We start from the raw sequence: 16,054 nt of genomic DNA on the forward strand, positions 1-16,054 counted from the left end.
TTACAGATGTAGTTCAGATATGTTTAGACATTCAGCAAACGGATTGATACTCAGCACTCAGCACTAGGATATACAGCCGACTTGCGTACCAACTGCCATTTCTAAAGTGTCGCCAACTTTTTCACCGTCGTGATAGGCGGCGAGTAAGACTTGGCTAGTTTTACCCCAAGCGATCGCCCCACTGGCATCTAGGGCGATCGCCCCTAAATCTCTTTGATGTTCGTGGGCTTCAGTAAACGAGCGTTGTATAGCATCTTTGAGCGTCATCCCATCAGTAACCCGCACGACAATCCTTGGTGCTAAACACTCATCGATAATATCTTCGCCAATTCCAGTACAGCTAACAGCCGCATAACTAGTGGCGTAATTACCAGCTGGCATTGCCGAATCACTTACCCGACCAATCCTCTCAAAGCCTTTACCGCCTGTGGATGTACCTGCGGCGATGCCACCATGAGCATCTAAAGCTACTACGCCAATCGTGCCACGTCCAGCATTGCTGGTGGTTTCTAATAATTCTGGCTCGGCTACTACCCCAGCCATTGTGCTTTTAAAATTATCTTGACGTTCCTGAATCCACTCTTGTAATCGCAAATCAGTTAAAGCATTGTAGCTGGGTACTTGTAACTCTCGCGCTAATTCAGCTGAACCATAATCTGACAATACGCGGTCAGGAGAATTTTGTAAGAAATATGCTAATTCAATAGGATTTTTTACCCGCGAGACATTAATCACACCACTAAAACGTCCTGAGATGCCATCCATTAAAGCCGCACTCATACGAATTTGACCATCAGATTGCAGTACCGAACCAGTACCAGCATTAAATCTGGGGTCATCTTCCAACAGTTGGCAACCCCGCAGCACTGCTGCGGAAGCGTTTGCCCCTGATAATAACAAAGCATAAACTTCTTCGATAACTGCATGGAGCGATCGGCGTACTGCCTCTAATCCTCCTTTGCCGTGGAGAGAACTACCTGCTCCTCCATGAATAATTAATTTGGGTTGCACCTTTACCTGCATCTATAATTGTTTGCGCTATTTGCGTCTGAATTCAAGTTGATTTTACACTTCATACTTCATAGTTCATACTTCATATTTCACCCCTTAGTCTGTTTTCGCTTCAGAACGGCGACGGCGGCAACGTTCTGAGCAGTATTTCACCTCATCCCAGCAATCTTGCCACTTCTTTCGCCAAGCGAAGGGACGTTGACATACAGGGCAGATTTTTGTGGGCAGGTCAGATTTAGAACGATAGCGCCCCATATAAATACTGTGAAGATATAATGTTAAGTTTTGAGAGAGACGGAAAATAATTATAACCAGTTTGCTACAAAGGCGGGAGACTTTAGCTCATAAATAGCAATGCGATTGATTTTTAAATTGATGTCTCTACAAATCGCCAAATAATATAGTTATTTTTGATACAAAAAATTAATTTAGGCGTTGTTTGTTATCCGCTGAAAGACTAATCACTGCCGAATGGGAATTGTAATGACAAACTCCGTTCCCTTTCCTGGTTGGGAGTAACACTCCAACTTGCCACCATGTTTTTCAGTAATGATTTGATAACTGATGGACATTCCCATACCTGTTCCCTTACCAACAGGCTTGGTGGTAAAGAAGGGATTGAAAATTTGTGTTTTAATTTGTTCTGACATTCCCATCCCGTTGTCAGCGATCGCCATTTTTACCCAACCAGAATTAATTACGGAAGTATGAATTGTAATTGTTGGTAGTTCATCTTTCCCCATTCCCATTTCTAAAGCATCAATGGCATTGGTGAGAATATTCATCAATACCTGATTGAGTTGTCCGGCGTAGCATTCTACTAAAGGTAAAGAAGCATAGTCTCTAATGACTTGGATTTCGGGAAATTCGGGTTTTTGTTTGAGACGATGTTGCAAAATCATTAAAGTACTATCTATACCTTCGTGAATATCTACTTCTTTAAATTCAGCTTCATCCATACGTGAGAAGGTACGCAGTGATAACACAATTTGACGGATGCGTTGAGTCCCTATTTTCATAGAATGCAAGATTTTAGGTAAATCTTGCTGAATGTAATCTAAGTCAATTTCCTCCGACAAATTTTGAAATTCTGGCAGGTTCATAGGTTGACATAAGTTAATTACCTGCAATAAATCTTGGGTATGTTCTTCCAGATGAGTGAGATTACCATGAATAAAATTGACAGGATTGTTGATTTCATGAGCAACTCCTGCAACTAGTTGACCTAAACTTGACATTTTTTCAGCTTGAATCATTTGTGCTTGGGTACGTTGCAGTTCTTCTAGAGTTTGGGCTAAATCTTTTGCTTGTTGTCGAAGTTGAGCCTCGATTTGTTGGCGATCGCGGATATCACGAGCGATCATTGATAAAAATTCTATTTCTCCCTGTTCATTTTTATGGGCAATCATCACCTGAGAAACTGGAAATTCTTCTCCACTACGACTGCGTAATCTAGATTCTCCAGACCAGACACCCTTCTCAAGTAAAGTAGGTAGGCTCTGTGTCTGCAATGTTTCTAACATTGAGGGTTCTATAAGCTCGCTGATATGAAACTTATCGGTTTCTGAGGGAGAAATGCCTAAAATCTTCTGACCTGCTTGGTTAAGATAGCGATTATTTCCATTCACATCAGCTATACCAATAATATCTGTGGTTGCTTCGAGAATCGCTAGTAATCTGCGTTGTTCTTGTTCTACTTGTTTACGCTGGCTAATATCGCGCACTACCGAAAGTGCATGGGGTTTGCCATTGTAGCTTAAGAGTTTGCCTGTGACTTCGATATCAAAGCAAGTACCATCTTTGCGAATGTCTACACCTTGAGTGTGAAATTCATCACCCATCTTGATGGAATTAATAAATTCTCCAAATTTCTGCAAAGAATCTGGATGGATAAAATCTGGAGGACTTAATTGAACTAATTCTGCTTGAGAGTAGCCGTGCATCTGACAAAAAGCCGGATTGGCAGCAACAATCTTACCACTATTTAGATCCACAACACTGATGCCATCACTAACAGTCTCGAAAATACTCCGATACTGAACTTCTTGTTGACGTAAAGCTGCCTCAGTTGCTTTGCGATCGCTAATATCTCTCGCTACCCAAACTACCTTGTTCTCATCCATTACAGAAACATTACCCTCAAACCAAATCTCTTGATCGCCAATGGGCAAGCTATATTCGATTGTGGCATTTTTCTTTGTCTTAAGTACCTTTTGAATACATTCCACAAAATAGTCAGCAAGGTCGGTGGGTAAAACTTCATGGGTGGTTTTACCTATAAGTTCTGTAGGCGGTTTGTATAGTGAAGGCGCACAACTAGGAGCAATTTTTAGATATCGTCCTTCGGAATCAACAACGATAATTACATCTTGGATGGCGTTAAACAATGTGAGTAATTCTGCTTCAGAAGTTTTGAGGGCGAGTTCTGTTTGGTAATTACTGTGTAAGAGTTGTTGAGTTGCTTGCAATTCCTGTTCTAATTGAATGATTCGTTTGCTAGATTCACTTTTAGATTGTGCTAACTGTTGCTGCAACTCAGCGTTTTGTTGACGCAGCAAAGCAATTTCTTGTTCAAGCACTGCATTATTCATAAATTTTCCTCTTATTGATTATCGCAGGGGAATTAAGATGACAAATTCTGTACCTTCTCCCGGAGAGGATTTGCATTGGATGGAACCGCCGTGTTTTTCAACGATAATTTGACGGGCGATCGCCAATCCTAATCCTGTACCTTTCCCCACCGCTTTAGTTGTAAATAAATGGTTAAATATCTGTTTTTTTACATCTTCCGGCATCCCATTACCATTATCGGCAATTGATATTTTTATATGTTGATTTTCTAATGATGTTTTAATGATGATCCGATTAATATTAGCTTGAATTTCGGCATAACTGCGTTGGTTATTAGATTCTTCTAAAGCGTCAATAGCATTAGCTAGAATATTCATAAAAACTTGATTTAGTCGTCCAGGAAAACACTCAAGCTGCGGCAGGTTATCATAATCAGTAATCACTTCAATAGCCGGACGTTGTTCATTGGCTTTGAGGCGATGTTTGAGAATTAAAATTGTGCTGTCGATGCCTTCGTGGATTTGGAATGGTACTTTATAATCTTTATCAGCGCGGGAAAAAGTGCGGAGACTGGTGCTAATATTTTTCAGGCGATCGCAAGCTATCACCATTGCATCAATGACTTTGGGTAAATCTTCTAAGCTATAATCTAAATCAATTTCTTCGGCATGATGGAGAATTTCATCACTGGGGAAGGGTAAAGTTTCTTGATAGAGTTTTAAGTGTTCAACAATATCAGCCAGGGTCGGTTTAGCTTGTTTGAGACTAGCAGCAATAAAGCCCAAAGGATTATTCATTTCATGGGCAACTCCAGCTACTAAATTACCCAATGCAGACATTTTCTCACTTTGGACAATTTGTAATTGGGCTTGTTGTAAGTCTTGTAATGCTTGTCCGGCTTTTTGGTAAAGTTGGGCATTTTCTAAGGAGATGGCGGCTTGAGAAGACAAAAGATGAATTATGTTGAGGCGATCGCGAGTAAATACCCCGGAAGTTAACTTATTTTCTAGGTAGAGTATACCTACCAAATATCCTTGATTAACTATCGGTGTGCAAAGTACACTTGGGGGTTGATGTTGCAGCATATATTCCCCAATTACCCCTGGTATATCTGTTTGGCAATTGTCTATCACCAGTGTTTCTTGGGTATTTATGACATAATTGATAATTTTTTTGGGAATATCTGGGCAAATATCGAGTAATTGCGGCTCTAGAACAGTGTTTAATTTTCCCTGCTCAATTAAACCAATTGCTTGAACTTGCCAAGTCTGATTTTGAGATAGCAACAATATAGCTTTTTTTGCACCAGAGTTTTCGATAATAATCTGGATTAGATTAGCAATGAGTTCGTCTAATTTTAAAGAACTAGAAATTGCCTGAGCCGCTTTCAGCACAGAGGTAAAATCGAGAATTTCTGAATAATTAGTGCTGTCGCTAGTAGAAGTGTGAGTCGATGAGACAGTCCCACGAAAAGCTATAGTTTCTAAGGGATTAAGGTTGATGCGTTGTTGTTGCAGTATTGGTTGGAGTAATTGAGGATAGGTTTTTTCTAGATGATTAACTTTCGCTTTTGCTCCCCAATGAGCATAACAGTAGTAGGCTTCCTGCATATAACCTGCGGCAATTTTATCTTTGCCCCAGTTGAGGTAGAATTTAGCTGCAAGTTCGTTAGCTAGAGCTTCTTCTTGGATGTACGTGTTTTCTTTGGCTCCAGAGATGGCGCGATCATAAAAATCTCCTGCTTCATAGAACTTTCCGAAAATCCGATGTTTTTCTGCCTCCACCAAATCAATTTTATGCTGGTGATTCATCGGGGCATAGTGCGCCCAATGCTGAAGTTTGCTTTGGTTTTCAGCTACACGCTGTAAAACTTCTGATGTCTCATCTGGGTGTTGATGCAACTTTGCCAAAGCCAGGAGAGAATCATAGAAATAAAAAGCAGGTTCACTGACTAATCCTGCACCAGCCATAAAATAGCGCCTGACTTCAATTGCATAATTTTCGGCTGCTTCTAGTTCTGCAAACAAGAAACAAAGCATCAGCTTATACAAAGAGAAAATGTACAACCCATACCCATCATTGGCGGATTGCAGTAGAGAAACAAATTCATTTTCTTGTAAGGCTTCCCCAGATAAAATAGTGGGTTTCTCTGTCAAACTCAGCAGATTTAACACAGCTTGCCAATATATGCGGCAATAATTGGCTGTGGTTAATTGGTTAAGCTGCATTAACCCGTTGCAGTAAGCGCGAGTCTCTTGTTCTAATGTCATTAGAGACTGACCACAACAAAAAGCATAAAAGCAAAAATTGTGGGCGTTGTGTCCAGCAAACTCTAGATCGCCGACTTCTAGCCCAATGCTATATCCTTCTTGCAAGAGTGGGAGGGTTTCTTTGATGTGAGATTTGCGTTGGCGAATGTATAGTCCCAGGAGGAGACATACTTGCGGTTTAGCCGCTTTAGCATCTAGTTTTGCGACAACTTGGAGTGCTAATTGACCAAACTCTGTTGCTGTATCCACATCTTGCAAGAAATTACATAGCAGCACACTATAAGAGCAATAAATATAGCCTGTAGCTGGCGTGTTGCCATACTGAATGGATGTTCTGACTGATAAAGAAATTAGTAAGGGAAACAAGGGAGAGCCAGAAAGGTAAGCTACAGGCATGATGCTACCAGCAATTTGCAAAATTGCTATTTTTGTGGCATCGGTCATCAGGCTGAGATGAACTAAATCTGCGATGTTTCTGTTGCCTATCAGTTCCCCGATCGCCTGAATTTCTTGTTGAATATCTGCTGGTGTGGGTGTTGCAGGAAAGGTAACGCCAAGCTGTTGCAAAATTGTTTGGGCGATCGCAATGGCTTCGCTAAATTTATTCTGGGAAACTAGAGATTGAATTTTAATTCGGTAAACATTCACCTGTTCAGGTAAGGATTGTGCTTGCTCGATGACAATGTTAATCAGTTGTTCCATCACCGCAAAATCACCGCACAGCATTGCCAATTCCGCGGCTAATTCATGCAAGGCGATGGTGATTTCATACTGTTGTTGCCAAGCTTGTTCTCCCAACAGTGACAATCCCACTGTGGCATATTCCCGCGCTGCTAAATAAGCGGTGGCGGCTTTCGCTTTACGACATGCTGTTAGGTTCAGTTGTGCAAGTTCCTCTCGTTCTGTTGCTTGAGTAATCAAACTGGTGCCGTGATTTAATTGATTAACCAGTTCAAAAATGCGTTCTTCTCTGGCGGCGGGAGAAATTTTTTGTAAGAGTAGTTGTCCGATGCGGTAATGAGTTTTATGCTTTAGTGCTGCGGGAATTAATGAATAAGCCGCTTGTTGGATGCGATCGTGTAAAAATCTGTATTGAACTAATGGTTGATGATTGACATCTTCTCGAACTGCTTCATCATGAATATCTCTTTGATAAAACTTATAAATGTTATTAATTGGTAAAATTAACCCTGACTGCAAGGCTCTCCATAAATCAGCCGCAGCCTCAATTTCTGATATTTCTGCAACAATTGCTAAAGTTGCCAAATCAAATTGATTACCAATATAAGCTGCTAACTGTAATACATTTTGAGTTGCTAAAGGCAGCCTTTGTAATTGAAATGCCATAAAATTCACAACATCATTTGTCACTGCTTGCTGACTTACTTGTGTAATGTCGCATTCCCAGCAACCTAAATCAAAGTTAAATTTAATTAATTTATCTTGATGCAATGCTTTGAGAAACTGAGTGGCGAAAAATGGATTACCTTGAGTTTTTTGAGATACAAGTTGTGAAAGATTCCCAGCTAACTTTTCTGGACATCTCAGTGTTTCCGCAACTAATAGATTAACTTGTTCTTGACTTAGTGGTAATAAATTAATTGTATTAATTGTTGTTTGTGTTTTAGCAATTTCACCTAAAATTAACATTAATGGATGTATGGGAGTGACTTCGTGATCACGATAAGCTCCAATTAACAAAAGATGTGATGTATCAGTCATTAATAGTTGCATTAACTTTAATGAGGCTGAGTCTGCCCATTGCAAATCATCTAGAAATATTACTAAAGGATGTGCTGCACTGGTAAAGACTTTAGTAAATTTTTGAAATATTAAATAAAATCTATTTTCGCCTGTTGTTCCTGATAATTCTGGTATGGTTTGTTGTCTACCAATAATCCGTTCTAATTCGGGAATTACATCAATAATTACCTGTCCATTTTCGCCAACAGCATCTAATATTTTGTTTTTCCATTGCTGGATTTGAGCCTCGCTTTCGCTTAAAAATTGACCAATTAAATCTCGGAATGCTTGCACAAATGCACTAAAAGGAATATTCCGATGAAACTGATCAAATTTGCCTTTAATAAAATAACCATGTTGTCTAACAATCGGTTTATGTACTTCGTTGACAACTGCTGTTTTCCCAATCCCCGAAAAGCCAGCAACTAATATTATTTTAGATGCGCCAATGCTAACACGCTCAAATGCTTGCAGTAGTTTTTCTACTTCGGCTTCTCGTCCATACAGTTTATCAGGAATGATGAAGCGATCGCACACATCTCTCTGTGCAATGGGGAAACTCTCAATTTTGCCATTTTCTTGGAGTTGAACCAAACATTTTCCTAAATCATATTTCAATCCCAATGCACTCTGATAGCGGTCTTCGGCATTTTTCGCCATCAATTTCATCACGATATCAGAAATTACCTGGGGAATCTCTTCTCTGTTCTCCAATACCGCAGGTGTTTTCGCAATATGACAATGTACCAACTCCATCGCATCATTTGATTTAAAGGGTAATTCTCCTGTGAGTAACTCATAAAAAGTCACCCCTAAAGAATAAAAGTCAGTCCGATAGTCAATCCCCCGATTCATTCTCCCGGTTTGTTCTGGAGAAATATAAGCCAATGTCCCTTCTAAAACATTGGGATTAACTAGGGTTTGGGTTTCTCGTGGTAGTAAAGATGCAATACTAAAGTCAATTAATTTAACTTGTTTGGTTTCGGGGTTAATTAAAATATTGCTGGGTTTAATATCTTTATGAATAATGCTTAGGTGTAGACCGTCGCAGGCATTGCGGTAAAGTATTTCTAAAGCGTTGCATAAAGCGATCGCTATTTCTAAAAATTCCTGTAGAGATTGTAAGGTTTCCCCCATTCCCGACTTCCAATTCTCTATTCCCCATTCCTTAAGAGAAATCCCTCCAAAGTCTTCCATGACTAACACATAGCCATTTTGGTAAGGTTCCAAGCTATAAGTTTGGAGAATTAAAGGAGAGTTGAGATTTTTGGCAATGGTATATTGGTTGCGAAATTGAACTAATTCACTAAAACTGGGGTAAGGATTTTTCAGCAGTTTAATCACTACAGGTAATGAGTCAGTTTGTCGATACCCTCGGTAAACCTGGGTTCTAGAACCGTTGTAGAGTTCTTGAGTGATGTGATATCCAGGAATACTGAGTATTGTGCTAACCATACGGCTAAATCCTGATGATTGACAGTTTTAGTTTTCCCAGTTTATTAAATTTTTTATAAAGATGAGCAAAAATTTATAATGGTATTTTAATCACAAATTCCGTTCCCACACCCAAAGTCGAGTTGCAACTCAATTTTTCGGCGTGGATTTATTCAACAATTTGTCGGGCGGTCGCTATTCCTAAACCGGTACCATTTCCTACAGATTTCGTAGTAAATAAATGGTCAAAAATTTTGTGTTTAATTTCTTCGCTAATCCTTTTACCATTGTCGACAATTGAGATTTTTAACCAGCAGTTTCCTATGAAATTTTTAATAGTAATTTTATTTGCATTTAACTTAATTTTTGCAAGTTTAAACCTGTGATTAAAATCATCTACAGCATCAATTGCATTCGCTAAAAGATTCATAAATACCTGATTTAATTGTCCAGAAAAACAATCTATTGGTGGTATTTCAGCGTATTCTGTAAGAATAAAAATCTGTGCGGTAGTCAATACCCTGGTTCATTGTTCCTGTTTGTTCTGGGGAAATGTCAGTTAATTTGACTTCTTGGGTTTCGAGATTAATTAAGTAGTCTCTCAATATCCTCGATAAACGATAGTTCTGGAGTCATTGTATAGTTCTTCGATGAATTTGTAGTTGGAAACACTGAACATACTATTACAGATCGGCGTAAATAAACAGACCATCTGGAATTGCTAAAAGGCTTGTGTTATCACTATTCTTTCTTTTTCCTTTTGACTCCTTCAGAGTGATGCTCCTTCGTCGCTAACGCAACTTGCTTTTCCTAATCGGAGACGCTACGCGTAGCGTCTCCGTAGGGGTACAAGTCGGGAAACCCACCCAACGCAGCGGCTCACTTTTTACTTTTGCCTTGTTGTACTACTGAGTTACTAAATACATCTACTTAGTATTTCCATACACACATTATTCAAAACAATTCAGATCAACTTTTTTGCTTTTGAAGTCCCCTAGAGAAATTTGGGAATACTAAAGTCAGAAATTCTCCAGCCTGAACGCAGTTATGGTTAGTATTCCAGTCAGTATTTCCGGATATATAGTCGGCGAACAAATTTATGATGGTTCCAGAACTATAGTTTACCGAGCAGTACGAGAAACTGACAATTTACCTGTAGTCATTAAACTGCTAAAAAACTCTTATCCTAGTTTTAGTGAACTTTTATCTTTTTGCAATCAGTACAGCATTGCCAAAAATCTCAACTCACCTCTTATTATTCAAACCTATAGCCTCGAAGCATATAAAAATGCCTATGCGTTAATAATGGAAGATTTTGGCGGAATTTCTCTTCCAGAATGGAAAGCTAAGAGTAGGCAAGAATTTCTAGAGGAGTTTTTAGAAATTGCAATTTCACTGTGTAGAACCTTAGATATTTTATATCACGATCGCATCATTCATAAAGATATTAAACCCAGCAATATCTTAATTAATCCTGTAACCAAACAAGTTAAATTAATTGATTTTAGCATTGCCTCTTTATTACCGAGAGAAACACCAGCGATTGTTAATCCTAATGTCTTAGAAGGGACACTTGCTTACATTTCTCCGGAACAAACCGGAAGAATGAATCGCCCAATTGATTACCGGACTGATTTTTATTCTTTGGGTGTGACTTTCTATGAATTACTCACCGGAGAATTACCTTTTCAATCAAATGATGCGATGGAATTGGTACATTGTCATATTGCGAAAATGCCTACAGCATTAGGGAACAGGAAACAGGGAATAGGGAATAGGGAAGAAATTCCGCTAGTAATTTCTGATATTGTGATGAAGTTGATGGCGAAAAATGCTGAAGACAGATATCAAAGTGCTTTGGGAATAAAATATGATTTAGAAAAATGTCTATCTCAACTCCAAGAAACAGGTACGATTGAACATTTTGAAATTGGACAACGGGATATATGCGATCGCTTCATTATTCCTGATAGACTTTATGGTAGAAAAGCGGAAGTAGATACTCTATTACAAGCATTTGAGCGAGTCAGCCAAGGTGCAACAGAAATGATGCTTGTTACTGGGTTATCTGGAATTGGGAAAACAGCAATTGTTAATGAAGTTCATAAACCAATTGTTAGACAACGTGGTTATTTTATCAAAGGTAAATACGACCAATTTCAACGGAATATTCCCTTGGGTGCTTTTGTCCAAGCATTCCGTGACTTGATAGGTCAAATCTTAACTGAAAGTGATACACAAATTCAACAATGGAAAAATAAAATTTTAGCGGCTGTGGGTGAAAATGGCGGGGTAATTGTGGAAGTTATTCCCGAATTAGAAATCATCATTGGTCAACAGCCACCTGCTATAGAATTATCAGGCACAGCAGCACAAAATAGATTTAATTTATTATTTCAAAAGTTTACACAAATATTTACCTGTGCTGAACATCCCTTAGTGATATTTTTAGATGATTTGCAATGGGCAGATTCAGCATCATTAAACTTAGTCCAGCTTTTAATGGCTGATACAGGTTATCTATTCTTAATTGGGGCGTATCGTAATAATGAAGTCAAACCAGCAGATCCGTTAATGTTGACTTTGAATGAAATTCAAAAAACACAAGCCACAATTAATACTATTACTTTAGCACCGCTAAATCAATTACAACTAAATCAGTTAGTAGCCAACACTCTGAGATGTGCAGAAAATTTGGCATGGAATCTTTCTGTATTAATTTATCAAAAAACTCAGGGGAATCCATTTTTTGCTAACCAATTTCTGAAATCATTACATCAAGAAAATCTCATCCAATTTGATTTTGCCTTGGGTTGTTGGCAATGTGATATTGCTCAAGTCAATCAACTGGCACTTACAAATGATGTTGTGGATTTTATGGCATGGCAATTACAAAAAATGCCACAATCTACACAAAATGTCTTACAATTAGCGGCTTGTATTGGCAACTCTTTTGATTTAGCAACTTTGGCAATTGTTTCTCAGCAGTCAGAGATAGAAACTGCCGCAGATTTGTGGAAAGCGTTGCAAGAAGGATTAATTTTACCAATTAGTGAAGTTTATAAATTTTATCAGGGAATTGAAGGCGATCGCTTGACCCTAGAACCAGGTAATACTACTAAACAATTAGCAAAATATAAGTTTTTACATGACAGAGTACAGCAAGCCGCCTATTCGCTGATTCCCCAAGAGCGAAAACAAGCAACTCATTTGCAAATCGGACAATTACTCCAACAAAATCTATCTGACACCGAACAAGAAGAAAAAATCTTTGATATTGTCGGACATTTGAATAAAGGCATTCAGTTAATTACAGAACAAAAAGCACAGGAGAAACTGGCGCAACTTAACTTAAAAGCAGGCACTAAGGCAAGAAATTCTACAGCATATTCCGCAGCGAGAATATATTTCCAAACTGGACTAGAACTATTATCAGAAGATTGTTGGGTTCAGCAGTATGAATTGGCGTTGCATCTCCATATTGCCGCGGCTGAAGCGAGTTATTTGAATAGTGACTTTGCCAGTATGGAACAGATAGCAACCATAGTATTGCTATCGGCGCACACAATTTTAGATAAAGTTAAAATTTATGAAATTCAAATTGCCGCCCAAGTTTTACAATGTAATGTGTTGGAGGCGATCGCAGTTGGCAGAACAGCATTAGCACAATTGGGGGTTGAACTGCCACAAGCACCTGATCCAGCCTTGACTGGCCAAATCCTACAAAACCTGAATACTCAACTTGCAGGCAGAAACATTGCCGACTTGATCAATCTGCCATTAATGACAGATCCCACCACAGAAGCAGCAATCGAAGTGTTGGGAATGCTGTTTTCACCTATCATCCAAGGAATGCCCGGTTTATTACCCTGGTTAAGTTCAATGATGGTGAGTTTATCTCTGCAATCAGGTAATACTGTGTCATCCACAACTGGATATGGCATTCACGGGATGGTTTTGTGTGCATTCTTAGAAGATGCGGTCACAGGCTATGCCTTTGGTCAGTTAGCTATCAACTTACTAGAAAAATTTCATATCCAAAAGCATAAATCCGTTGTCCTTTCTTTGTTTGGCTGCTTTATTCAACATTACCAAGAGCGATTAGATGCCACAATTCCCTTGCTGTTAACCGCCTACCAAACTGGCATCGAAACCGGAGATTTTTTACATGCTGGTTTTGCTTTGGGTGGTCACAGTGATGGCAGATTTTTCACTGGTGAAGAACTGCATAGTTTTGTTAAAGCTATGGCTGATTATAGTCTGGCATTGTCTCAGGTAAAACAATATTCGGCTCAAGTCTATTTGAATTTGGGTAAACAGGCGGCAGAAAACCTGATAGAACCAGTCAGCGAACCAGATTACTTGATTGGGAATACCTACAATGAAACATTGATGCTGACTAAGCACCAGCAGGATAATGACTTAATTGCGATCGCCCAAGTTTATATCTATAAACTGCTACTTGCTTGCTATTTTGCTAATTATACCAATGCACGCAACTATATTGACCAAGCCCAGCCTTGTTTGATGGCAGTATCAGGATCGATTTTTGTGCCGATTTTCCATTTTTATGCGGCGCTAACTTATCTAGGACTTGTCCCCACCCAGCCAGAACCAGAACAAGCCGAACTGCTGGCGGTTGCAGCCAGCCACCAAACAGTTCTGCACCAATGGGCGTGTTATGCGCCGATGAACCACTTGCATAAATGGTATTTAGTCGAGGCTGAACGTCATCGAGTTTTGGGTGAAAAATTTGCCGCCAGTGAGTGTTATGACGAAGCGATAAATCTGGCTAAAGAACATCAATTGATCAACGAAGAAGCCCTCGCCCAAGAATTAGCAGCCAAGTTTTATCTGCAATGGGATAAACAGCGCATAGCGGAGGAATACATGATTCAAGCCTACTACGCTTATGCCCATTGGGGTGCCAAAGCCAAAATTGCCGACTTAGAAAAACACTATCCCCAATTACTTGCACCGATATTACAATCAACTCGTGCGGCGATTACAACTAATGAAACTATCCTGGCTTCAGGAATTTTCACCTCTACCAGTTCCCCCACTTCTAGTAACAATATATCCGATACCCTCGATTTAAAAGCAATTCTCACAGCTTATCAAACTCTAGCTGGTGAAATGGAACTAGGAAAACTGCTGTCAACATTGCTGGCGATTGTTGTCAAAAATTCTGGGGCTGATAAATGTGTCTTAATGTTATTGCGAGATGAGCGCCTGTTCATCAAAGGCTTGATGACAGAAGGAAAACCGCCAGTTGTATTGCAGAGGATTCCGGTTGAAGACAGTCAAGAAATTCCCCACAAGTTAATTTACAAAGTCAAGCATAGCCACCAAACTGTTGTGCTACGGGATGCAACCGCAGATTATACCTTAGCCAACGACCCATATATTCTACGTCAACAGCCTAAGAGTATATTGTGTAGTCCGATTTTGCATCAAGGTAAATTGCTGGGCATTTTATATCTAGAGAATAATTTAGCAACAGGAGCCTTCACTAGCGATCGCGTCGAACTGTTGAATTTACTCTGCACGCAAGCGGCGATTTCTCTAGCAAATGCCCGACTTTATGAGCGAGAACAAGAAAAATCCCATTCCTTACAAACATCCCTGGCACAATTACAACAAACTGAAGCATCTCTGGCGCAAGAACGAGAATTTTTAAATGTCATCATTGACAATATTACAGATGGCATTGTTGTTTGTGATGCTAATGGCAAATTGACCTTATTTAACAAAGCAACTTATGAATTTCATGGCTTACCAATAGCATCATTACCCTCTGAACAATGGGCCGAACATTTTGACCTTTATCAGCCTGATGGTCAAACACCTTTATCAACCACAGAAATTCCTTTATTCCGTGCCTTGCAAGGGGAAAAAATCGAAAACGTCGAGATGGTAATTGCACCTAAAAATGGTACAAAGAGAATTTTGTTAGCCAGTGGTCAAGCAATCTTTGATGCTTGGGGTAACAAAGTTGGTGCGGTAGTGGTGATGCGAGATATTAATGAGCGCAAACAAGCTGAACTAGCGTTAAAGCAAAAATCCCTAGACTTGCAACAAGCTCTCCAAGATTTACAAACAGCACAATTGCAAATCATTCAAAGTGAAAAAATGTCGGCGTTGGGTAATTTAGTTGCGGGTGTAGCTCATGAAATGAATAATCCCTTGGGTTTTATTTCGGCAACTCTCAAACAAACTAAACCAAATTTGGAGGATATCATTGAACACTTAAAACTCTATCAATCAACTCTAGAAAATCCCAGTGATGAAATTCAAGACCATGCCGAAGAAATTGATTTAATTTATCTTTTAGAAGATTTACCAAAAACGATAGATGCAATGATGATAGCTGGCGATCGCCTGAAAAATATTAGCACAAGCCTGCGTACCTTTTCCCGTGCTGATAAAGATTACAAAGTCCATTTTAATCTTCATCATGGTATTGATAGTACAATTTTAATTCTCAAACATCGCCTGAAAGCTAATGAACAACGTCCAGCCATAGAAGTCATCACCGAATACGGAGATTTACCTCAAATAGAATGTTTCCCTGGACAGTTAAATCAGGTGTTTATGAATATTATTGCTAATGCAATTGATGCCTTAGAAGAAGCAAGTGTAGGTAGAAGCTTTCCCGAAATAAAAGCTCATCCCAACCAAATTAAAATTACAACATGGTGCTTAGATAAATTCGTCAAAATATCAATTTATGATAATGGTAAAGGGATACAAGAATCAGTTAAAGAGAAAATATTTGACCATTTATTTACCACTAAAGAAGTAGGTAAAGGCACAGGATTAGGATTAGCAATTGCTCGACAAATTGTTGAAGAAACCCACAGTGGTAAGTTAAGTTGCAACTCTGTTTTAGGACAAGGTACAGAATTTGTGATTGAAATTCCAGCGTGAGCTTGACAGAACAAGGCAAAAGTAAAAAGGCAAAAGTAAAAAGTTAAAAGGCAAAATAAATTTAACATTATACCATTTCACGAAAAAAATGATAC

General features: G+C 39.1%; 5 protein-coding genes and 1 pseudogene. 1 reads left to right on the forward strand and 5 read right to left on the reverse strand.

Translation table 11 applies throughout. The annotated features are described in order from the left end of the window. Window positions 1-63: 63 nt before the first annotated feature. From AC504W_RS18435 to AC504W_RS18455, 5 genes and pseudogenes are all read right to left on the reverse strand, one after another. The gene (locus tag AC504W_RS18435) at window positions 64-1,023 is read right to left on the reverse strand and encodes an isoaspartyl peptidase/L-asparaginase (RefSeq protein WP_096578745.1); all 960 of its coding nucleotides are present in this window, start codon (window positions 1,021-1,023) and stop codon (window positions 64-66) included. An 84-nt stretch (window positions 1,024-1,107) separates the two neighbouring features. After that, complete coding sequence (locus tag AC504W_RS18440; RefSeq protein WP_494873698.1) at window positions 1,108-1,266, reverse strand: DUF2256 domain-containing protein; 159 nt, start codon at window positions 1,264-1,266, stop codon at window positions 1,108-1,110. Window positions 1,267-1,472: 206 nt separating this feature from the next. Continuing rightward, a complete protein-coding gene (locus AC504W_RS18445; RefSeq protein ID WP_494873699.1) occupies window positions 1,473-3,602 on the reverse strand; it encodes a PAS domain S-box protein in 2,130 nt (709 codons plus the stop codon). 18 nt (window positions 3,603-3,620) lie between these two features. Continuing rightward, window positions 3,621-9,050 (reverse strand): trifunctional serine/threonine-protein kinase/ATP-binding protein/sensor histidine kinase, encoded by a 5,430-nt coding sequence (locus tag AC504W_RS18450; protein ID WP_494873700.1) that lies wholly within the window; start codon window positions 9,048-9,050, stop codon window positions 3,621-3,623. A gap of 73 nt (window positions 9,051-9,123) precedes the next feature. Next, window positions 9,124-9,531, reverse strand: a pseudogene (locus AC504W_RS18455) (sensor histidine kinase); the annotation flags it as partial. Window positions 9,532-10,076: 545 nt separating this feature from the next. Here AC504W_RS18455 and AC504W_RS18460 point away from each other — a divergent pair. After that, window positions 10,077-15,959 (forward strand): AAA family ATPase, encoded by a 5,883-nt coding sequence (locus AC504W_RS18460; protein ID WP_494873702.1) that lies wholly within the window; start codon window positions 10,077-10,079, stop codon window positions 15,957-15,959. Window positions 15,960-16,054: the final 95 nt, after the last annotated feature.

The organism is Nostoc sp. C96 (assembly GCF_059384975.1).